Source organism: Exiguobacterium acetylicum, assembly GCF_019890935.1.
GTDB lineage: Bacteria > Bacillota > Bacilli > Exiguobacteriales > Exiguobacteriaceae > Exiguobacterium_A > Exiguobacterium_A abrahamii.
The window spans coordinates 1-22,526 of sequence record NZ_CP082335.1 but is presented as its reverse complement, the minus strand read 5'-3'; the positions used below and the strand labels follow the sequence as shown (position 1 = coordinate 22,526).

26 protein-coding genes are annotated in these 22,526 nt (G+C 35.0%); 24 read left to right on the top strand and 2 right to left on the bottom strand.

Annotated features, from left to right (window positions below; all coding sequences use genetic code 11):
- Positions 1-10: 10 nt before the first annotated feature.
- From K7G97_RS17285 to K7G97_RS17190, 20 genes are all read left to right on the top strand, one after another.
- The gene (locus K7G97_RS17285) at positions 11-2,809 is read left to right on the top strand and encodes a hypothetical protein (RefSeq protein WP_223042195.1); all 2,799 of its coding nucleotides are present in this window, start codon (positions 11-13) and stop codon (positions 2,807-2,809) included.
- Entirely contained in the window at positions 2,806-3,258 is a 453-nt protein-coding gene (locus tag K7G97_RS17280; RefSeq protein WP_223042194.1) for a hypothetical protein, read from the top strand. The genes K7G97_RS17285 and K7G97_RS17280 overlap by 4 nt, the downstream gene beginning before the upstream one ends.
- Positions 3,255-4,130 carry a Flp pilus assembly protein CpaB gene (cpaB, locus tag K7G97_RS17275; protein WP_262415852.1) on the top strand — a complete coding sequence of 292 codons (876 nt, stop codon included), beginning with the start codon at positions 3,255-3,257 and terminating at the stop codon, positions 4,128-4,130. The genes K7G97_RS17280 and cpaB overlap by 4 nt, the downstream gene beginning before the upstream one ends.
- Before the next feature lie 11 nt (positions 4,131-4,141).
- A complete protein-coding gene (locus tag K7G97_RS17270) occupies positions 4,142-4,951 on the top strand; it encodes an AAA family ATPase (RefSeq protein ID WP_223042193.1) in 810 nt (269 codons plus the stop codon).
- Between the two features lie 34 nt (positions 4,952-4,985).
- Positions 4,986-6,410, top strand: coding sequence for a TadA family conjugal transfer-associated ATPase (locus K7G97_RS17265; protein ID WP_223042192.1), 1,425 nt, complete (start codon positions 4,986-4,988; stop codon positions 6,408-6,410).
- A gap of 21 nt (positions 6,411-6,431) precedes the next feature.
- Positions 6,432-7,349 (top strand): hypothetical protein, encoded by a 918-nt coding sequence (locus K7G97_RS17260; RefSeq protein ID WP_223042191.1) that lies wholly within the window; start codon positions 6,432-6,434, stop codon positions 7,347-7,349.
- A gap of 14 nt (positions 7,350-7,363) precedes the next feature.
- On the top strand, positions 7,364-8,197 hold the full coding sequence (locus tag K7G97_RS17255; protein ID WP_223042190.1) for a hypothetical protein: 834 nt from the start codon (positions 7,364-7,366) through the stop codon (positions 8,195-8,197).
- A 29-nt stretch (positions 8,198-8,226) separates the two neighbouring features.
- Positions 8,227-8,478, top strand: coding sequence for a hypothetical protein (locus K7G97_RS17250; RefSeq protein ID WP_223042189.1), 252 nt, complete (start codon positions 8,227-8,229; stop codon positions 8,476-8,478).
- A gap of 77 nt (positions 8,479-8,555) precedes the next feature.
- On the top strand, positions 8,556-8,951 hold the full coding sequence (locus tag K7G97_RS17245) for a DUF4320 family protein (protein ID WP_223042188.1): 396 nt from the start codon (positions 8,556-8,558) through the stop codon (positions 8,949-8,951).
- On the top strand, positions 8,948-9,544 hold the full coding sequence (locus K7G97_RS17240) for a hypothetical protein (RefSeq protein ID WP_223042187.1): 597 nt from the start codon (positions 8,948-8,950) through the stop codon (positions 9,542-9,544). The genes K7G97_RS17245 and K7G97_RS17240 overlap by 4 nt, the downstream gene beginning before the upstream one ends.
- On the top strand, positions 9,541-10,251 hold the full coding sequence (locus K7G97_RS17235) for a DUF2207 domain-containing protein (RefSeq protein ID WP_223042186.1): 711 nt from the start codon (positions 9,541-9,543) through the stop codon (positions 10,249-10,251). Before K7G97_RS17240 ends, K7G97_RS17235 begins: the two co-directional genes overlap by 4 nt.
- A gap of 133 nt (positions 10,252-10,384) precedes the next feature.
- On the top strand, positions 10,385-10,777 hold the full coding sequence (locus K7G97_RS17230; protein WP_223042185.1) for a hypothetical protein: 393 nt from the start codon (positions 10,385-10,387) through the stop codon (positions 10,775-10,777).
- A 54-nt stretch (positions 10,778-10,831) separates the two neighbouring features.
- Positions 10,832-12,460 (top strand): lysozyme family protein, encoded by a 1,629-nt coding sequence (locus K7G97_RS17225; RefSeq protein ID WP_223042184.1) that lies wholly within the window; start codon positions 10,832-10,834, stop codon positions 12,458-12,460.
- Positions 12,460-12,969: a hypothetical protein gene (locus K7G97_RS17220; protein ID WP_223042183.1), complete on the top strand. Its 510-nt coding sequence runs from the start codon at positions 12,460-12,462 to the stop codon at positions 12,967-12,969. The genes K7G97_RS17225 and K7G97_RS17220 overlap by 1 nt, the downstream gene beginning before the upstream one ends.
- 66 nt (positions 12,970-13,035) lie before the next feature.
- Positions 13,036-13,227, top strand: coding sequence for a hypothetical protein (locus tag K7G97_RS17215; protein WP_223042182.1), 192 nt, complete (start codon positions 13,036-13,038; stop codon positions 13,225-13,227).
- 14 nt (positions 13,228-13,241) lie between these two features.
- Complete coding sequence (locus K7G97_RS17210) at positions 13,242-13,910, top strand: Fic/DOC family protein (RefSeq protein ID WP_223042181.1); 669 nt, start codon at positions 13,242-13,244, stop codon at positions 13,908-13,910.
- A 345-nt stretch (positions 13,911-14,255) separates the two neighbouring features.
- Positions 14,256-14,633, top strand: coding sequence for a hypothetical protein (locus K7G97_RS17205; RefSeq protein WP_223042180.1), 378 nt, complete (start codon positions 14,256-14,258; stop codon positions 14,631-14,633).
- 135 nt (positions 14,634-14,768) lie between these two features.
- A complete protein-coding gene (locus tag K7G97_RS17200; RefSeq protein ID WP_223042179.1) occupies positions 14,769-15,272 on the top strand; it encodes a hypothetical protein in 504 nt (167 codons plus the stop codon).
- Positions 15,273-15,295: 23 nt separating this feature from the next.
- The gene (locus K7G97_RS17195) at positions 15,296-16,231 is read left to right on the top strand and encodes an ABC transporter ATP-binding protein (protein WP_223042178.1); all 936 of its coding nucleotides are present in this window, start codon (positions 15,296-15,298) and stop codon (positions 16,229-16,231) included.
- On the top strand, positions 16,215-17,144 hold the full coding sequence (locus tag K7G97_RS17190) for an ABC transporter permease (protein ID WP_223042177.1): 930 nt from the start codon (positions 16,215-16,217) through the stop codon (positions 17,142-17,144). Before K7G97_RS17195 ends, K7G97_RS17190 begins: the two co-directional genes overlap by 17 nt.
- Positions 17,145-17,353: 209 nt before the next feature.
- On the opposite strand, the gene K7G97_RS17185 is transcribed toward K7G97_RS17190, so the two are convergent.
- Complete coding sequence (locus K7G97_RS17185; protein ID WP_223042176.1) at positions 17,354-17,590, bottom strand: hypothetical protein; 237 nt, start codon at positions 17,588-17,590, stop codon at positions 17,354-17,356.
- 161 nt (positions 17,591-17,751) lie between these two features.
- Positions 17,752-19,554 (bottom strand): ATP-dependent nuclease, encoded by a 1,803-nt coding sequence (locus K7G97_RS17180; protein WP_223042175.1) that lies wholly within the window; start codon positions 19,552-19,554, stop codon positions 17,752-17,754.
- A 281-nt stretch (positions 19,555-19,835) separates the two neighbouring features.
- Between K7G97_RS17180 and K7G97_RS17175 the strand changes: the two genes are divergently transcribed.
- From K7G97_RS17175 to K7G97_RS17160, 4 genes are read left to right on the top strand one after another with little or no spacing between them, the layout of a single operon-like run.
- Complete coding sequence (locus K7G97_RS17175) at positions 19,836-20,393, top strand: recombinase family protein (RefSeq protein WP_223042174.1); 558 nt, start codon at positions 19,836-19,838, stop codon at positions 20,391-20,393.
- Between the two features lie 9 nt (positions 20,394-20,402).
- Positions 20,403-21,203: a ParA family protein gene (locus tag K7G97_RS17170; RefSeq protein ID WP_223042173.1), complete on the top strand. Its 801-nt coding sequence runs from the start codon at positions 20,403-20,405 to the stop codon at positions 21,201-21,203.
- A gap of 12 nt (positions 21,204-21,215) precedes the next feature.
- Positions 21,216-21,491 (top strand): hypothetical protein, encoded by a 276-nt coding sequence (locus K7G97_RS17165; protein ID WP_223042172.1) that lies wholly within the window; start codon positions 21,216-21,218, stop codon positions 21,489-21,491.
- Entirely contained in the window at positions 21,488-22,459 is a 972-nt protein-coding gene (locus K7G97_RS17160) for an AbiJ-NTD4 domain-containing protein (protein WP_223042171.1), read from the top strand. Before K7G97_RS17165 ends, K7G97_RS17160 begins: the two co-directional genes overlap by 4 nt.
- Positions 22,460-22,526: the final 67 nt, after the last annotated feature.

The following is a 22,526-nucleotide window of genomic DNA, read 5'->3' as shown; positions in this document are numbered from 1 at the left end:
GGGATATTGAATGAAGTTAAAGAAAGTATCGCTTGTTCTATTGACTGCATTTTTACTTACAAGTACTTCCGTTGCCGAAGCTAATACCGTTAGCGTAGGTGATAGTAAACAAAATGCGGTCAATATTCAAGACGTAGAATTCATTGAGAGCAATGGGATTAAATCTTTTCTTGATTCAGCAGTTAGTAGGACAAAGGGAAAAGTTCCTATTCATTCATGGAAAGACTTAGAAGGAAAGATGATCACATCTGATGCGGGGAAAGTAGTCAAACTTATCGATGCGAACCATAACGGAGAAGTAATTGTTACTGAGAGTAAACAGCCTACAGTATTTGCAACATATCGAACGGTTGGTGCAGCAGTACAAAATACGAATGTGACATCCTCAGCCATTAAAGCTTGTGGAGATACGGATTGGTTATCATACGTAAAAAGTGTTGGTGTACCTACAGTTTCATACAAAATAAGTGGTAAGACATACAACTTGAATGCTAGTCTTTCACGAAAGTACAGATTATTGATTTATGGTACACCTCAAGATGTAAATGATAGTAGCTATGGAAATGATTATTCTAGTGGTCAATGGCGATACTTAGGATATTCTCGTTATGGTGGACTCATGATCAATGAAGACTATCCAGAGTATATCGGTATCAGCAAATTTGATGCTGATTTATTCTTAAAATCTCAAGATTACGCTACGCGAGTTAAATACGCCTACGCAATGAAAAACGTATTTTATTCTCCAAAAGGAGCAATGTACGATGAAGCAATTAAAACGATGGGCTATTTCTCTTGGCTAGGAAAGAAGTTACTAGATTACAAATCAGGGTCTTGGTGGTTAAAAAATGAAGATGACGCTAGAATACGCATTCAAAGTCTCAGAAAAGGATATGAAGCTGGTTTAGCTGTCACACAGTATAGAGATCCAAATACAGGAGTGTATTGGTATCAAGCATACATCGTTAAAGCACTAGATTTTCCAGAGTGTCCTGAACCAGATATGAAAGCAGATTCTTTATCGGCTTCTCGTTCATCAAATAACGTGAATTTGACATTTAAAGTACAAAACGCATCTCCAGATAAGCAAATCGTAACTTCAAAAGTAGCAGTACCGTGGAGTGTCAGATGGAACTTTGATGGTATAGATGCAAAAGGTAAATCGGTATCAAAAAGCGGAACGTTATCGACAACGAAGTTACCTAAGTACGGAAAATCTTTCCCTTATGGAAAGGTCTACAGTAAGACGTATGGATTTAATCCGAGCATAGCAACGTCTTGGGCAGGTGTCTTTAAGTTCACAGCAGAGTTTAACCCTAACGGAAGTAAAGACATGGCAGAGGAGAGTTATGCTAACAATAGTGCTAGCACTAGCTTAAGTTGGAGTCCGAAAAACATTCCACCACCTAAACCTGGTACATGTCAGATTGAAGATATTGATCCACCAGAATATCGCTATGAATATGAACTTGATTTATCAGTAGAAAGGCTAGAAGCAAAAACGACTGATAAAAACACTACGACAACGACTCCGATTTCAGTTTACAGATCAAATTATGCATCTAATCGATCGAATGCCAAGAATGCGATTAATGCAGATTTATCCTCAAAAAAAGCTACTAAAAAGAGTCAGGAATTAAAAAAAGCACAGTATGAAACAGAATTAGTAACTTTGAATAAAAAGTTAGCAGATGCTAAAAAAGGTGATGAAGTTGAAAGTTGTGTTATAGACGGTAACGGAAAAGAACAATGCACGACTAAGACGGTTGTAAATCCTGCTGCAGTTAATGCAGCTCAAGCAGCTGTGAATAGTAAACAAACACAGATTAACGAAATGGAATGTGATATCGGTCAAACCGATCAATGGATTGATCATTATGAAAAAGAATTAGGCGAAGTAAACTCTGATGAAGCTAAGTATAGTAGTGTCAACCCTAATTTGACAGTGAAGGTAAACAACGAAACAAAAGCTGAAACCCATGTGTCCTTAAAAGAGGGAGAACGAAAAGTAGTCAGCCTATCATGGGAAGTTGAAGACGATTCAAATGTGATAGCAGAAATTAACGAGGATGGGACATACGAAGAATTTGTTGAAGGAGTAGAGGATGTTTATGCAAACAACGTCCGAGAGACAACGATTTATATACCTTCAAGGGAAGTCGGGATGTGTGGACCAACCTCTGAAGCAAGTGGTCCAGTAATCACAGTAAGTGATTCAATTTTAGGTGATAGAACGTATATCGAGACTTTAAAGGGATCCATCAATAGTGTATTCCCTTCAAGACTAAGAGCCGGTTATGGATTCACTTACAATGTCGATACTCAGTACTTCAATGAATACCAACCACTATACAACGGAACAGCAAAAAATGCTGCAGTTCAATACGAATATTCAGCAAACAACCTTGATACCATGCAAGGGCTTGATCGAATTACTGATACAGGACAATTTGCTCGGTTCGTACCACGATCCGTATATGTATCTCGTAACTCAGGAGTTGTATTCAGTTCAAATAACCCAGCTCAATCTCCTGAAGAATTAATTGATGGGGGACGGAAATGGTATTCCAACTTCGAACAAAAAGATGGAAAGTATCCATTTGAAGTAAACGTGGGAAGAGGTGGAGTGAACGAACTCGGACTATGTTTAACAAGTGGCGTTGAAATTAAGGGAACAGCTATGGATGACTTCGTACGGAGATCAGTTTCCCCGAGCAAGCCGTTTCCTACAGGAAACGGTTGGGATTGGACAGGGAAAAGTAGCATTATAAGTGGCTTGGTAGATTGGGTTAAAGGAGCTAAATTATGAGCAAAATGACTTGGTTTGGTTTGGTTGTAACCCTATTTACGATGTGCTTTGCTTTTCAGATTGACTCTACAGTTTTAAATGCAAGTATGATCGATAACCGTGATGCTGTAAAACAAGCGTCAGAGTCATCGATTCAAAAATCGATTAATAAAGGTACTTTGCGAGTAAATGAAATGATTGAAATCGATCCAGTGAAGTTCAGAAATGAATATCAAAAGGATTACGCCTTGAACAATGATTTTAACTACGAAGGTAGTAAGCGTAATTTTAAAATCGTCAAGATAAATACTTCCCCTGCGATGGTTGCCGTCGAGGGGGAGGTTATAAATGAATCGACATTTAAACGGGTGACTAAAGAGCAAAAAGAAGAAGTAAGTATTTTAGCTAAAAATATTGTGATCTATGAATCGAAAAGCAAGCTTAAGATTCCAGGGGGGAATTTAGATTGAAGAAGTTAAAAAAGCAAACTAAGAGAAAAGTTGTAGCAGCAGTTCTTTCATTAGCCGTGGTTGGATCAATGTATGCATATAACGCTTATGCAGTTGAAAAAGCCGTTGATCCAACCAAAGTGGTTCTGGTTAGAAAAGATATTCAACCACACACTAAAATCACAGAAGAAATGATTTTTGAACGTGAGATCCCAGGTAACGCAATACCTCCTAACGCTTATTTAAATAAAGAAGAAGTAGTTGGTAAGTATACGACAGAAGGTTTTGGTATTTCTGCAAATAGCTTCTTTCTTAAGAACAATGTATTAAGCAAAAACAAATTACCTGATGCTGCGATACTCTCTCTACAAGGTGGAGAAGTTGCTTTTCCACTCCTTGTAGATTTAGAAACTAGTTCAGGAAACTCCATCGTACCTGGTACATTTGTAGATCTCTATTTCTTAAATGTAGAGGGGTCGCAAGGAGAATTGATGACTGATGCTACAAACAAGAGTGTATTGTTTGGTGGACTATTTCCTCAAGTACGAGTGACTAGTGTAAAAGATAGTGATACAAATGATGCTTTTCGAGAAGAACAGGATTCTGAAGGCGAAACAAAGGAAGTGAAAAGTGCTGCTAGACTTTACACTTTGGCAGTAACGCCTGCACAACTACAGTATCTGAATCGTGCGAAACGATTAGGGACAATCATGCCAGTTGCAACACAAAAGATTGACCAGAAAGATGATAAAAGTCTTATCACTTCATTCAATCAAGTTTCTGATCAATCTGTGATTTTGAAATACATTGAAGAAAAGTCCAAAAATAAGATTAGCGATCAAGTGAAAGCTCAATTAAATCTTGGCAGAGAATTTAGTCAAACTAAAAAATAAGGAGGATTTTTATGCCGACAATTATCTCTTTTAGAAGTGTTACCCGAGGGGCTGGAGCTTCAACTTTAGCAACGACGTTTGCTAAAGAGACTGCTGTGCTAAAGCAAAAAGTTCTGTTTGTCGAGGCAAACCTACTTAGCCCATCTTTTGCGACTAATACTGGTATAACTCATGGAACGAAGAACTTTCTTAACTTAGTGAATCAAGGAAATGAAAGCTATAAGATTACAAATTTCATAGCTAATGCGGAAGACATCACCAACAAAAAAATCAGCTCTAGCTTAAATGGGATGGATATTTTAGTGGTTCCTCGGTACCAAGGTAAGCTTGATCAAATCAAACTGGAGAACCCTAATCAGTGGATCGAGAAATTTATGAGCACACTGAAAGAGTTACCTTACGATTATATTGTGATTGATGTTCCGACGGAGTTAGACGAATTCACTTCATATCCAATTTTAAGTGCGTCTGATTCAGTCATTAGTGTAGTGGAGGGAACACCGAAATCAGTCATTGCATATAGAAATGAAAGTGTTTGGTTGCAGGAAAACTCATTAGATTTCAAAGACACACTATTAATCAATAAACACGAAAAGGATTACCAAGGCGATATCTATGAAATTATTGGTGATACTCCTTATCTTCCTGTTCCATATGATCCACTGCGTGTTAGAGAAGAATGGTTGCTAAAAATCGGGAGTGATTTAATTAACGTTAAGCTTCAAGCATTACAGAGTCAACTAGGTATTCAAGGCGTGGGGTATCAAGAAAAAGTGAAGAGTAAAGGCAATTTACTCAGCTTACTAGGAATGAATAAATAAAATAGGGGTGAGAATAATTAGTACGAAAATCGATTTGTTAAACCCAGCAAAAGATATACAGCAATCAACTAATAAAATTGATTTGTTTAAAATGTCTTATGCCGACAAGCAAAGCAGAGCAAAGTTATTAGGGGAGAAAGAACAAGACTTGATTGATGAATCGGTAGAAAGAGTTCGAAAATATCTGATTGAAACAAATAAATCACTTCTAGAATCATCATTTCTTGATAAAGGAAAGCGACAAAAACTAAACGCTAGAATCTCCGAGTACATTCAACGAAATGGAATCGCTATTCCTAATATTGAACAACAAGAATTAGTCGGAGCAATTCTTGATGAAATAACTGGATTCGGTATTATTCAACCACTTATTGATCGAGAAGACGTAACAGACATTTTTGTGAATGGTACGAGTTCAATTCGATATATTGGTCCGAATGGAGATACTATTTTTGTAGATCCAGATACCAAGGATAGAATTACGTTTTCGAGCGAAGATGAAATTTTAAGACTTGCATATCGATTAGTCAACGTCACTGAATCTACTTTGACAACCGCAAAACCATATACAGATGCAGCCCTTCCGAGGTTACGGTTAAACATCATGAAATCTGACATATCAGGCATTGGAACGTCTATTTCAATACGAAAAAGCTCATCAGAACTGAGAGCGACTAGTGAAAGAATGCTAAGTACTAATCAAGCTTCTAAAGAAGAATTAGACTTCTTTAAGGCAGCAGTTCAAGCGAAATTTAAAATTCTCATTGTTGGCGGTACTGGTACGGGGAAAACCGAATTCATTAAACATTTAGCACAACATATTCCAAATAACGAACGAACATTAGTAGCTGAAGATGATCCTGAATTGTTTTTACACGAGTTGTATCCTTCAAAGCACTTCTATACATTTGAGTGTCGGATGACTGGTAACAAGGAAACAGATATTCCGTACAGTGTAGGACTAAAACTAGGGTTACGACAACATCCTCGAAGAATCATTGTTGGTGAAAGTCGAGGAGAAGAAGCCATGCAAATGATTGAGTTCTTTGAATCAGGACATAGTGGATTCACCTCGATTCATGCTGAGAGTAGTGAGGAAGCACTACAACGACTTAAAAAAATGTGTCTACGATCAGGAGTCAATTTAAGTGGTACAGATATTCTTCAGTCAATCGCAGGAGCTTTCGATTTAATTGTTGTTTTGGAGAAACTTGAAGATCACAATCGATATTTTACTCAGATATCTGAAATCTCAAAATTTGATTATGAGAGTGGACAAGTGATTTTAAACGATGTGTTCGTTTTCGATTACAACAAGGATGACTTCATTTTTGATAGTGAAGGTAAAGTTGAAACTTTGAATGGGGTTCACTTAGTAAAAAATAAGTTATCGGAACGGTTAGCGAAAAAATTATCCAGATCTTTAGCAGATCCTGAGCTATATGAATTCTTGGTTTAAAAGTAAGGAGTGAGGTGATAAGTGGAATGGTTTCTTATAATAGTGCTATTTGTAGTCATTTACTTATTTATTCGAGTGGTCTTCCAGCCAAGCAGTAGTATCGCTGAGTTGATGATTGAAAATCAAAAATCGCATAAGACGCAAGTTTTTGATTCAAGGAAGAGATACTCGAAATTTAATCTAAGCCCAAAGAAATTACGTGAAGAAGCTCAACATTATGAATGGGATTTAACACCTACCAAATGGCTGATGATCTCGATGGTGTCAGTAATTACAATCTCTTTATTCTTCTATTTATCATTCGGTAAGAACGAATTGATGCTTCCTTTAGGAATAGTGGGAGTGATAGTACCAAGAATTATGGTGAATCAAAAAAGAAGAAAATATCGAGTGATTCTGTTAGATCGTTTATTAGTTTTTTTGAACGCTTTTACATCTACGTTACTCGTTACTCATCAAACTGTGAAAGCTCTCAAAGAAATTAAAAGTCTTCAACATTATACGATTCAAGATGATATCGAGAAGATTATAGTAAGTATTTCTTCTGGAGTCGGAATTCAAAAATCGTTTGAAGATTTCATCGGGAAGTATCCGTTTAAAATGTTGAAATTTTACGTGGATCAGCTGGACATTGCAGACCGAGACGGAGGATCAGATACGTATAAAATTTTGGCTGACGTAGTAAAAGATATTGAATCAGAAAAGACGCTAGCAGCGGAACTAAAAACTAATTTAGTGAGAGAGAAAAGAGCTTACTACCAAAATGCTGCATTTGTTTTATTAGTACCATTATTGTTTAACTTCATGCCTAAGATGGCTGATGCCTTAACGGAAACAATTGAAGGAAAAGTAGTAATTGCATTCAATTTTCTGGCTGTCTTAGGAATATACTTCATTGTTAGGAAGCTTTCTAACTTTAATCCAATGGCTGAAAAGTAAAAGGTGGTGAGGAAATGTTAATATTTCTTTCAATTCTATTGTTCGTACTTGTTAGCGTAGCAATTTATTACATCGTCACTCCTAGTGATGGAATAACAGCTACCGAAATCTTATTGGAAGGGGGCGATAGTCAATACAGGAGCCTAAAGAATCAAAAAGCTCAAGCATTAAATCATCGGATGAACGATCTAGAAGACAAATTGAAATATGCGGGAATGAACATCACAGTTAAAAAATTTAGACAGATCAAAATTCTTTATGCGGTAATACCTACCTCTATGTCATTGCTATGCATCGTTTTTACTGGTGCATTCTTGTTTAAAGTTTTGGCATGTATTTCTCCATTCTTATATTTCTATCCGAATCTTCAATTACGTCAAAACATGAGAATGGCGATTACAAACAGAAGACTTGAACTCCCAGGTTATCTAAAGATTGTGGCAAATCTTTTGAAAAACTATACATCTACAAAGGCAATAAAAAAATCAGTTGAGTATGCAGGACCTTATCTCAAACCATTTGTAGAAGAATTAGCTATGAACTTAGAGACTAGACCAGGTGACGATTTAGTATTGAAAGAGTTTGCTCAGAAGCTTGAGATTGCTGAAGCACATACTTTTGTAATCGCTATTAAACAAGCTACTGAAGTGAATAAGAAAGGGGCCCAGATGATTTTAGATGAACAAATAAAAGTCATGGATAAGCTTCTTCAAGAGAACTATAAATATCTAATTTCAACTAAACCGATGGCTTTCTCAAAATGGAACTTTGCTGTAGTAATGCTTATTCTTTTGTATCCACTAGTTATTCTTTATGTGACATTTACTCAATCAATGCTATCAATGTAATACAAACTTAAATGAATGGAGAAAGACAAATGAACTTAATGATTATCTTGACAGTATTAACGCTAACGCTAGCACTAGCTAAAACAATTGCACCAAAGTGGACAGCTTCTGAGGTTTCGCAAAACTCATCAGAAACAGGCATGTGGATCGTAGGTGGAATCTTTGCAGCAGTCATGGCAGTGGGACTGATCTATACAGCTCTACAAACATCCTTCACTAACCATGGAAACAAGCTGAAGGATACATCGAATAAGTTCGATCCAGGTACTTGGACTAAATAATTGATGATCAATAGCAGTTAAGACAAGAGAAGGAGTGCACTTCTTCTCTTGCTTATTTAAGTTAGGGGAGGATGCATTTGCAGAATACGGCAACAACAGCGATTATGATCACCATGTTCATTCTTTTAAGTTTGTTGATACCTGAAGGGATCATTATGAGTAATGAAAAAACAAAAGTTCAAAATCTAGCAAATGATGCGGTTGAACTGGCAGAAAGACAAGGTGGTTTTGACTATGAATACGAAGGAACTACACATTCAATCGTAGGACAAATCAAAACACGAATGAAGGAAGACGGATTGGAAGGGTACAAGATTTCATATACAAAAGGACGAGTTCAACATAACCAGGGACTTTATTTTGAAATCGAAGGAACTTACCGATATGAAATTTTCAACTTGATTGGTATCTCGAATATGGACTTCACCTTGCATGCGAGGAAAATGGGAGTCAGTGAGGTATTGTTCCGATGATTCCATTTCCTATAGATCGTTTGTCTGTAGATTTGTTTCTTGAAGGATTAACCATCGAACGTACTTATCTCATGTGTGCTTGTTTAATTTTTAGCTACTATACGATTTATAACTTGTATACGGATATTAGATTTCGTAAGACCTCTAATATTCAGCACGTAGTATTTCTTGTTATAGGACTCTGCTACTTTGATCATGTTCATCCAAATACGTTAATTGTTCTTCCCATCATGCTTATTTCTTTAATCTTTGGATTGATCATCGAGAAAATGAGAACCTCTAGCCCAGGTGATACAAAAATGTTTGTAGTGATGAGCGTATGGATTACATCGTTTACGAATGATAACTTGATTCATCAGACTCTAGTGTTTTGTGTCGTCACGTATGTGCTGCAGCTGTCCATCGGATGGCTTTCATGGGTCAGGAAAAAGGGATTTCTTAAGGCTCTGAAACAACAGAGAGAACAATTGATTTTAGTCCTTACTCCTGGTGCACCAATAGGAAAAGAGGTTATTTTCGAAAACTGGCCAGGTGCTGTTAACATGTGTTTAGGAGCGATCTTAACACTAGTAGCAGGAGGATATCTACAATGAAAAAAGTTTATACAACAGAACACGTCAGGGAACAAGAACGGAAGTATTTTAAATCGCTTTACAAGTTTTTTATAGCTGTATTTGTACTTGGAATACTTACTTTTTTAGCAAATTTAAATCTTAACTTAACCATTATTACTTTCCTTATTATTTTCCTACTCATAGGATTAGTACTGTTCTTCTCTTTTATGTATCACACAATAAAATTGAAGTGGATTGTTAGCAAGAGAGATCCAGATAAGGAAGGAAAGAAGCTCACTAAAGAACTAGGAATAAGTAAATTAAGTTTTTATAGATTGAGCGACGGTAGTCTAGAAATGCACCACAATCTGTATAAAAAGAAAGAAATGAAAAATATGATCTTAAGCGGATTATCATCTGATGAAATAACAAGAATTTGGCATCTGACTCTTAGTGACGATTTCAAACGACTCAAGTCGTTTGTAAGAACAGAAGAGTTAAAGGATTCGCCCTTAGTCATACACACATATACACATGTGAGGATGTATAAAATTTGGAATAGAATAGCCCGAGATGCAGGATTAGAATTAGAAGTGATGAAAGGCAATAATCAAAAACCAGTAGGGTTCACGTGGCGTGCCTGGAAAGATGGAGTCTATAGAACAAATGGGAAACAGGCGATTAAAGGCTCTATCCCAAATGATAGCGAATGGAATAAGTATGTTCTGACTTCTAGAGCCGAATAAAGACGCATTTCCAAATACCAATTATTGGTTCGTATTGCATCTTTATATCACTTTGTGACATTATGAAGTAAGGAAATCTTCTTCTTCATAACCTGTACACGAAGAAAATATTTAGAAAGAACAGGGATGCTATATGCCATTTAAAACATTTGCGGTACGCAATGAAGTGATCCTACCCATCCACTACCTGAGAGGCTTAAGTAAGTTAAAAGAGCAGGAAATGGGATGGAATGAAATTTTTGATAAAGGTCTTGGAGTGGTTAAAGAAATCAAGGAAAGAAATCATAAAATTATTGCACCGCCTACAACTGGAGTACGTAAAGAACGAATGGGGCATGATTTTAATGAAGGCGTCTTTGATGAAATGAAAGTGTATGCAAAACATTTTGGCTTGAAGCAAGCAGAGCTAATTGAGTTATTTGCATGGATATACTTTTCCACTCACTTTACTGATCGAGAGAAAGAATTCTTCCAGTTGAATGAATGGACATTCTATGTGGAAAGTGATTCGGATACTGACCAGTAAAAATGCACTTCTGATCCTGCAGCTTAAAACGAATTAGCTGAGGAGAGGACTTTCATGATGCTAAAAATCAAACTGGCTTCTTTTGCAATGAAACATTGGAAGGAGCTAGCGGGCGCAGTAGGTATAATCTTAGCGATTATTCTTACTGTGCCTTTTCTTGTCTTTACGGGCTTCATGCCTGGAGGAGAAGAAGACAAGGTAAAAGAATACGCCAATGTGGCGAGTGAGTTTGGAATCGATTGGCAAGAACTCATTGCATTCGATATGGTGCGGTATGACAACGATTTAGAGAAAGGTAATCCAGAAGAAGCAGCGCTTTATTTCATAGAATTGAGTGTAGAAAAGCTGGAGGTGGAGAATGTTAAGTGTGAAAAGAAAAATAAAAAAGGCGAGTGCACTAAAGGTGAAGGTACTGTAGAAAAAGTAATATCGAAGGACAGCTACAAAGGGAAGGATCAAATACTATCTTTTATAAAGGATAGTGGGGGTAGTACTAAAAATATAGCAGAATCGCTTAGAGAAATTGGTGCAAGATCAACTTATAGAATTTCAATGTCTACACATGGAATCGATGAAGCGATGGAACTTGCGAAATTCACGAAAGTGATGAAACGAGACGTCGAACGTATTCTGGATAGTGGGATGTTAATAGAGATGTACCCGGACCTTCAATCTATATCAGGTGGGATTGGTCTTTGCATTGGAGATGTTGCCCCTAATGGCAATGCTAAAGATGTGACAGATAACGTGAAAGGCTATAAATCGCTCATTGAGAAGTATGCCAAGAAGTACGGGGTAGAACAGTATGTAGGATGGCTGATGGCTATGATGCAGCAAGAGAGCTCAGGTATGGGTACGGATCCAATGAAGGCATCAGAAGGGCCATATAACACGAGATATCCTAAAGGACCTAACGGGATCCAGGATGCTGAATATTCGATTCAAGCAGGTGTTCAAGAGTGGAAAGCGTCGATACAAAAAGCTGGTGGCGACATGATGATTGCTGTTCAAACCTATAACTTTGGTGGTGCATTTTTACCTTGGATCAAGTCACATGGAAATGCCTATACGCTTGAAAAAGCTCAAGAATTCTCTAAGTACTGGTGTTCCTCGCATCCCTCTCAGTTAGGTTGTGATGATGGCGTACATGGTACTCCGCAACATGCCATGATGGTGTTGAAGTATTACAACAACCCAGGTAAGGCATCATGTGATTCGATGGGTGGCGATTTTATTGCGGGAGAAGGCGATTTCATCTCACCGATGCCAAAGGATACGTACACCAAAGGAACATGGCACCAGTTTAGATCTCCAGCGTGGCATGCAGGAGTTGACTTGAACGTGCATTCTTGGGCAGACGAAGGGAAAATCGGAATCTACTCGATTGCTGCAGGTAAAGTTACTAGAGCGGAATACTCCTCTTCTTATGGATACGTGGTCTATATCAAACATAAAGTAAAAGGGAAAGACTCTGAATCAGTGTATGCACACCTTGCCTATACACCATTGGTCAAAACAGGCATGAACGTCAAACAGGGCCAAAAAATTGGGATGGTGGGGAACACTCCAGGTGCTCCGTGGTCCACATTCCCACACCTACACTTTGAGGTACATTCTCCAGCTTGGACTGTCGATAAGAAAAATGCAATCAATCCCGAGCTTGTGGTAAAGGGGCTGTTTTAATGGGCTACAAACGATTTATTCTCATTCTGATTGGTACGTTCATCATTACGACAACTTTGATTATCACGGTTGCAGTAAAAATAGGTGAATCACGACATGAAAAGTCACTGGTTGAGACTTCGGTTAAAAAAGACCAGCAACCTCTTACGACAATTTTACAAGAACCACCGGAAGTGAGTGTAGAGAGTAGAGCAAAAGAGTTTGGTAAGTCGGTTGTAGATGGCTATTCTTTGTTTAGCTACTATTCGCCTGAAGCTTTTGGGATCAAGGGAGCACCCGAAACCATTGAAGGTCCAAATGGAGAAAGTCCAGAAGAGATGGATCTTCTCATTACAAAAAAGGTGAAACCTTATGGTTTTGTAAAGGAGTATAGAATAAAGAAAGTCAATGAGGGTGAGGATGTGACCGAAGCTTTATTTGAGTTCACCACAGCTAAAGAGAAAGTGTATGAAGTGAGTGTGAGGTTCAATAAAAAGGGATTAATCGTGACAAAAATAATATCTGATTGACCAAGATAACTCGCTTGTTTGTTTTATTTATGATATAATTAAACTATAAAAGAGGGGGAGATGTACATGAAAAAACTCCAAAATGCTGATGAAATGCTCAGACTATTCCCAAGCTTTTTAGCTTCTTCTGCTGCTGAAGGTCTACCTATTGAAGAAGATCTAGCAGAAAAAATTAAAGAGATGTTGGCTCTAGGTATTGATCCAACTGAAGAAATTGATGCTTACTATGATAAAAAATTAAAAGAGTTGGATTCGTAAGAGGAGGGGAACAATTGAGTATAGATCCTTATTCTGAAAATGGCGTGTTGAAAAATAAATTCGGAGAAACCAATCCAAAAAAGTTGGATATTCTAGAAAAACGGTACACCGCTCGTGGATGGGTTAAAATACACAACGAATTATTGGCTACTCCTAATCTAAAACTAGACGCAGCTCTATTAAAGAAGATTCATAAAGCGTTGTTTGAAGATGTATATGAGTGGGCTGGAGAATACAGAACAGTTAATATCGTAAAAGGAAATACGATGTTTGCTAATGCGCTCTATGTACCAGCTGCTTTAGATGATTTATTCACGAAGCTAAACAGAGAAATTACAGCGAAATCGATTACATCTAATAACGTAAGTGAAAAACTAGCATATTACTATGGTGAGTTGAATATGATTCACCCGTTCCGAGAAGGAAACGGACGTACGCAAAAAATATTCATTCAGAGAACTGCAGCTAAACTTGGATACTACCTTGATTTAGAGAAAGCGGATCCGAAAAAGTTACTTGAAGCAACCATTGAGTCAGTAAATGGAACTGGAAAACCATTGAAAGAGATCTTCGAAGAGGTAACGATTAATCGAAACTTGGATGGAATAACTGACAAATCAGAATCAATAAAAGAAAATGTCAAAGAATTAAGAAGAAATAATGATTTTGATTTAGAAAGATGAACAAAAAAGAGAAAGATTATCAGACTTTTTTCTGAAATCTTTCTCTTTTTTTATTCAGTAGAATAAATTTTAAATTGATAGATTATCTTATCTGACAAATGATTAGTCGATAATCTATACTTTAAACTTTCTAAATATACATTTTTAAGCTGTTATAACGTTCTATAATTTAAAAATTGTAGGCATGGTTAATTCAATTTAGAAGAACAAATTTAAACTAAAACTTTCTTATTTTTCAAAATATTTAAAATTTATATATTTTATTGCTTTATATACATTTGAAGGCTTCAAAAGGTATTTTAAAATTTAATTATAATAATGGTATTACAAAAGGAGGTGAAAAAAATGAAAAAATTACTTATGTCATTAGCTCTTGGTGCTACACTAGTGAGTTTAGTACCATCTCAAGCAGGTGCAACATCTGTAACCGGACCTGGTGGAGTTTCTAAGCTAGATTATCTTTCTTCAGCAAAATTACTTGCTTGGAATGTTAAGCCAGCAACTTCTTGGCCATACCATTTCACTGGTTTAGTCACTTTTACAGGTGCGATTCATGATGCTACTGCTGTTTCAGGAACTGGATTCGGATCTGAAGGCGATACTATTAATGCTAAAGGATCTAAAGGTCAGTTTGTTTATGCTACTTTAACAGGTACTGCATATGCTCTCGACGGAGATAAATTTGTAACAATGCCTGGTGCAGGTGTAGGTTACACAAAATAATAAAGACAAAGTAGATAGAGGACCTTGAGTGTCTTCTATCTATTTTTTAAATAAGAAAGGAACAGAGATAGTGAAAAAAAAAATCATATTTTTTTTATAGGATTTTTGATTATAGGCTCACTAGGGATACTTTTTTTGAATGGTAAAGATTATCTAAGTAATAGCACAAATATGTCTAATGAAACTATTAACTATATACGTTGGACAACTAAAGAAAATGCAAATATTAAAAATGTTTCAGGTGTAAAGAATGTATATAGTTCAACTGAACTTGTAAAAATGCTCGATAAAAAAGTAGATAAATTAATAATTGATAAAGATATTTTGAACAAAGAGAATAATGTGATTTTTTTAAATAGAGAAATTAAGAAACAATCGAAAATATCAGTAATAATTTTAGGATATGGTAACCCTACATATGTATTTTTTAAGAAACTGTTGATAAATTCTAAGGGCTCGATACCTGAATTCACTGAAAGCCAATATAAGAGAATGAGTATGAAAAAGGGATTTTCTGTAGCATACAAGTCAGCTGATGGAAATATATATGGAAAAGGATATGATAAAGAAGAGAAGTTGAAAAAAGTTTTATTTATGCTTTTAAAAACAGACGAGGATATAAAAAAGTTTTTGAATTAGCCCTAATTTTGGAGGGATATACAATGAGAAATACTATTCTTGAAGTTGAAAATTTAAGCAAATATAGAAAAGGAAAAGAAATTTTAAAGAATATTAACTTTAAGGTTTTTGAGGGAGAAATTGTAGGATTAATTGGTTCGAATGGTGCGGGAAAAACTACTTTAATGAAGGCTTTAGTAGGTTTATCACAACCAGATAAGGGAGAAATAAAAATATTTGAAAAGAATAATAAGAAGTACCTAAAGGATAATTTGTCAAAAATCGGTGTAATGATTGAATCACCTGCATTTTATCCTCAATTAACTGGATGGAAAAACTTAAAGCAGCAGTTAAGGAGTTATAACAAAAAAGATACTGATTATCTGATGAATTTAATTGAAAAATTTTCGTTAAGTGACTCTATAGATAAAAAAGCAAAAAATTATTCACTAGGAATGAAACAAAAACTAGGTTTGTTGCAAGTAATGATTAAAGAACCTTCTTTGTTTATTCTTGATGAACCTACTAATGGATTAGATCCTCAAGGAGTAAGTGAAATAAGAAATGAATTGTTACATCTAGCTAATAACAAAAAAAGTACTATATTAATAGCGAGCCATTCTTTATCTGAATTGGAGCAAATTTGTGATCGGATTTATGCAATACACGAAGGAATGTTAATAGAAACAGAATTTATCTCAAAAAATGAGGATAATGCAGAAATCGAGTTGAAAATGAATGTTACTGATGCATTCCAAGCTAAAGAAATTCTAGAAATGTTTAGTGTTAACGTGATTAGCGAAAAAGAAATAATTATTAGTAAAATTATCGAAAAAGATATATCTACAATAATGCAAATTATCTTTAGTAATAAAATGACTATTTATGATATGAAAATATTAGAACACAGTTTAGAAAAAATGTACTTCGATATAACACAAGAAAAAAAGGGAGAAAAACAAGTTGAACATATTCATTAATGAGAATATTAAATTGTACTCAGATAAAATTACGTATGCATTTTTCGGATTAATAGTCATATTTGTTATATTTCTTGGGATGATTTTAAACTATGGAAGTACTTTTGAAGAAAAAAATTTAAATTGGAAACAAGATTTAACAGAATATAACCAAAATCTAAAAGAACAACTAAACCAAAATGTGATTACTAAGGAAACCTACGACAAGGAGGTTAAATTAAATAATTATAGAATTAAAAATGATATAGCTCCTGGATATAATAGCGATCTCTGGTCGTTTGTAAAAGATATTAGCGGTAAGCTCTCAATTGTAACTATATTCTCGATAATTATTGCTGCTAACATTGTTAATAAAGAATTTAAATATGGAACTATAAAAAACTTATTAACAAGTCCTATTTCTAAAAAACATATATTTTTAGCAAAGTATCTGACTGTTTTGTTATTTGCATTAATTATGTATATGTTCATGTTTTTAATTTCGTATATTGTAGGTGGCATGATATTTGGATTTACAAGTGATGTACCAAGATTTTTGTATATTAAAGATATGAAAGTTCAAGAACAAAGTATGATTTTTGTGACTATGGTACATTATGGTATCAATTTAATTAGTTTAATTGTTATGACAACAATTTCATTTATGTTCTCAATCGTTTTAAAGAATAGTGGCTTTGCTATCAGTGTGACAACAGTTCTTCTTTTGACAGGAACTTTGATCGAAAAGTTTACAAGTGGTCTACCATTGGCTAAAATGAATTTATTTGCTAACCTATATATGGATAAAATTTATTTTGGAGAATCAAGTACAATTCCAAGTCTTAGTTGGGCGTTTATAATAATATTATTGTACTTCAGTATGTTTGTAACACTATCATGGATCACTTTTACTAAGCGAATGAAAGAAATTTGATATGGTTATTTCTAAAATGACTACTTTTTTACAACGAAGAATTAAAGGGGGATAGATTCCGATTATTGTCGGGATCTATCCCCCTTTTTAGAGATATGAAAAAATTAAGCGCTAGTGGTGGTTTACCGAGGTTAGAGGAGTCACATAATAAGCCTATTCAGTAATTGGGAAATAGAGGTATAATCTTCAATTAATACAGAAACTTAGCATCAAAGATCATTTTTACGTTTAACATATACAGAACAAATTTCAAGTGCATTAAAAACTAAAATATTACCATCATCAACTGTTGTTCTAAATAAATTATTTGTATAGTTTTTAGACGATCTATTATGGATTAAGAATTCATCGATAACACCAAGGAATAAATCTACATCAGTGAAGTCATCAATTTTATATGTATCTCCACTATTTAGTTTTAAATAAATAACTCCAGGAATGGGCATTGTTACCTCCAAATTTTTTATTTCAAGTGTATCCTTATAAAGCTATTCTTTATACACTGATACATAGAATTATATATATTTTTTTTATATTACTACATTTTATGTAAATAAAAATAAGTAAGAACCACCATTATCATATGGAAATGGTGGTTCTTACTTTATTAGATAGGCGAAAGGAATGTAACATGACCTTTTTTTTGAAGCTCACTACTAAGATCGTCTAAATCAGACCATTCAATACATCCATCTGGAATAATGGCGTCATGATGAATTAATGCAGTGAGGACATCTCGTACTTTATTAAAAGCTGCTGGATTATCTTTTAACGTTAAAAATGCGTTATATGGTTTTTCCTTTTTTATTGCTTGTTCGAAATAAGCTTCTTCAAAGTTAGGGATAGATGCCAATAGTCTTACATGACTAGATTCAGAATGTTGATTTACTGCATCTAGTATACTCTTATTGATTGTCCAAGCCGGATTCTTTGTTAGATCTCCAGATTTTTTAGTTGAACTTGTGAAAGGATGGTCACTATCGTGAAGAACTGAGTACTTAGAGTTGAAGTGATTTAGAATTTTAACTAAAGAAACGATTGTAGCTTTTCCTCTAGCACGCACAATATGAACATCTTTAAAATTAGAAGGGTCTGAATCAACGATATACTTAAATGCTGTATATTCTGTATCGCCTTCAACTATAACGGTATGTCCACCGAAAAAGAATTCAGCAACATATGGATCAAATATATTTAATAATTTTAACTGTTCTTTATCAATAGCTGATAATTTAGCTTTTTCGGGTCTGAACAGAGTCGTACCTTGAATTCCGCCACTTTCGTTTCTAGATACTCTGACAATAGTAGTATTATCTCTAGATAAATCTATAAAGGCTGGTGAGTGAGTAGTAACCATCACTTGCCAATTTCTGTTTTCTGGTAGATCATAAAGGCTTTTGCAAGCTTCACGTACTGCATTAGGATGTAAGCATAGCTCAGGCTCATCCAGCAGTAGAATATTAGGTCTTTCAGTTTTTTTCTTTTTACTTAATTTAGTTTCATTTATAAAGCGTAATGCGGCCCATAATAATGTACGTCTAGCACCACTTCCTTGACGTGCAATTGTACTACGATGTCCATCTTGAGGACCCATCATAAGATCGGATTTAGGATCAAAGAAATTTATTGTATCCTCAATGTTTTCCAAAGGTTTTGCGTCAAAAGTGACTCTGTATCCAGGAAATACGTTGCCTATTATAGAAGAAAGTTCGTCTTCAGCATTTTGCAGTTCACTTTTAGTATCGTCGAGAATAGCTGCCTGCGTCTCTTTGATGTAAGATAGCATTTTATCGTAATCTGAATTATCATCTTTGGAGACTACACTTTTTACACGTTCATTTATTATTGAAGATAGTAACTGAGTTATTTCTTTTGATTGTTTTTCAGGGTCTTCAAATGCCTCGACTAAATGAGGCTGAGGTCTGTAAGAATTTGCTACGTTTGGTGCACCCCATGGTACATTATCAGACCAAGTATTTAGTGTTACGTCAAAGCCTCGTCTAACGGGTGCTCCTACTTCATGCCAAGTCCATTTTTCTTTAACTAATTTTTCATTAGACACTTTGTCTACATGAATCCATCTATCGCCAGGGCTATTATCATAAACGATTGTATGAATTTCGATTTCAGGAAGTCTTTCTGAATCTACCTTTTCATTAGGAAAATCTTTGATTGTTAACTTGCTAGCGTTAGATCCTTGAGACATAGCAAGTTCATATGCTTTTAAAATAGTACTTTTCCCTGCATTGTTTGAACCAACTAAAACTACAATATCATCTAATTCAATCTCCACAGGATCATTGCCAATACATCTGAAGTTTTTAATACTTAGTTTACTTAATCGCGGTTTAGGTACGTTTGGATCTTGAGAAACTAGACTCGATTCAATCTTAGTGGATTTTTTGGTCATATAAGTCACTCCTTGAAATAATTTGAATTACAAAAATAATTATACTACATTTTGGTAATAAGTATTTTGAGGAAAATTTTAATGTACTCTTTATATAAAACGGTCGTTTAATATAAAAAACCAATACATCGATAAATTTAGTATAATTAGCAGGAATTCTTTATATTTTCTCGTATATTAATCAATATCTATTTATGAAGAAGATTTAACGTTTAATATAAAAAACCCTCGAGACGGGATCATTGTTTGCTCGAGCAAACAAAAAAACAGGAGGTGTCTGGATGGCGAACATTGGATATGTCAGAGTATCGACCATCGAACAAAATTTAGAGTTACAACTTGATGCAGTCGAAGCAGTTGGTTGTGAAAAGATTTTTGAAGAAAAGAGGAGCTCAGTAAAAGAGCGCCCAGCGTTTGAAGCTTGTTTAAATTATTTACGTCCCGGAGATACACTAGTCGTTTGGAAGCTAGATCGGTTAGGTCGTCAAACTAAAAAGTTACTCGAGCTATCAGAGTGGTTAGAAGAAAACGGTGTAGGACTTAAAATACTTACTTTAGGTGTTGATACCAATACACCAGCTGGTAAACTGTATTTCACGATTATGGCAGGTCTCGCAGAAATGGAGAGGGAATTAACAATTGAGCGGACTAAAGCAGGATTAGCTGCAGCAAGAAGTAGGGGTAGAGTCGGTGGTAGAAAGCCGATTGATCAATCGGTCATTGATAAGGCTAACATGATGTTTGAAGCAGGAATGACTGTGAAGGATATTTGTAATGTCTTGCCACTGAAACCACCTACGTTCTATAAGTACCGCCAAAAAAAAGCTGAGGAAGTATGAGGTGTAATGATGCCTGGAGAAGTAATTGCAGTCATAAGTAATAAGGGTGGGGTATTGAAAACCTCTATGACAACAAACCTTGCTGGTCAACTCTCATTAATCGATAAGAAAGTCTTGATTGTTGATATGGACATACAATCAGATGTGGCCGTAACGTTTGGCCAAAACCCGGATCTGTTAGAAGAAGATGTAGAATTCTCTTTATACGATGCACTCATCAAAAATGCGGATCCTAAAAAGGCGTTAGTCAGTGTTGATAAGAACATCGACCTTTTAGTTACGAATGATGATATGCTCTCATTTGAGTTTGATGTGTTATTAGATGCAAGACAATTTCCTACACAAAAGCGATTTTCATTACTTAAAGAAGTGATTGAAAAAGTTAAGATGGATTACGATTATGTATTAATCGATACACCAACAAGTTTTGGGTTAATACAAGGGAATATTTTAGTGGCATGCCAGGACATGATTATTCCATTTCAACCTGAAAAGTATGCTATGAGATCATTACAGAAGACATTGAAGATAGTAAATGATTTTAAGAGTCAAATGAATCCTGAGTTACGTGTGCGAGCGATTGTCCCTACACTAGTAAATCAAAGAACACTTTTACATAGAGGGATTATGGAACTTCTACAGGACTATGCTATGAACTCGAAAATCAAGGTAACTAAAACGTTTATTCCGACAACAATTGAATTTGCATCTAGTGTTGGTTTTGATCAAAGACCATTGTCACTAGCAGCTCCTACTTCTAAAGGAGCAAAAATATACAGTGAATTATTAAAAGAATTGAAGCTTGGATAAGGAGACTATGAAATGAGTAATAAAGAAAGAAGACTAAAAGGTTTCGATGAAGTTGCTAAAGATCCTTTCAATAACGCTAGCAATAACAATAGTGAAAATGTGAACAATAGTGCCCTTAAAGAAATTCTGAACGCTAAAAGAAGTAATACAGTGTATACAGGTTTTTATATAGAAGAAGATTTATCAAAAGTTTTGAATAGTCTTCAACAAAGAGGTCAACGTGGTGTGAAATCTGCAACCGTAAATTTAGCTTTAAGAGAGTTATTTAAGAAAGAGGGGTATCTATGACAATTGATTTGTATGAAACAGAGCTCTTTTCTGAAAGATTAAACCCTACTTTTCACGATGTGTATATTTATGACGATATTTCAGAGAAAGCAAAAGTTCAAATTTATCATTCAGTACAAAAATTTGTACCATATCGACTTTTTGATACGAGAGCCATGTTTCAAGGGATTTTAAACGAGATAATTTTTAAATATGGTGTTATAGATGATTCGAATATCATCAATATGCCATTTAGAGAATTGTTCAAAGAAGCAAGATTATCTGAACCTGAAAGTAAGGTTTTTTTCTTGTTGATTAAAGCTTCAAAATCAGAATACTTAGTAACGCTCGATCTTATTGAATTAATCTCTAGATATATTTCTCGATTTTTCTCTAAAAGAGAATCTGATAATATCAACAACGCATTCAATAAGGTATTTCGAAATAATGGTATCGGATATGAACTTATTAATGGAGTGTTAATTTCTAAGGACAACGAATTAATGCATGCTGAAATCGTGAAGCCGTCTTTGCAATATCTGTCTCAAGTTGAATATGAAGGAGCAAATGAAGAACTATTACAAGCCTTTTCAGATTTTAAGGAAAGTCAATTTAAAAATGCAATTATCAATGCAAATAAAGCATTTGAAAGTACTTTGAAGATTATTATCGGAAAGAATAAATGGCAGCCTATAAAATTCATTCCGATATCCAAAAGAAAGCCTGATGTAGAACCTCGAAAAGTCGATTTACAAAAAGCAGTTGCTTCTGACTTAATCGAAACATTGACTCGAAATATTGCCGTTGAGTCGTACCAAAAAAATGCTTTGATTGGTCTTTCAAATTCTCTTCAATCTTTAGCAAGTTTAAGAAATACGGTTGGACATGGGCAGGGATCAGTTATTAGTGAAGTTGATATAAGGCGTTGCGAGTTTGCAATTCATACTGCAGCAACAAATATACTATTTCTTATTAGAACGTATGGATAAAAAAGGAGAGGCGTAGACCTTTCCTTTTTTTATTTAATATATAGCTAGCACTAATGCTATTGCTAAT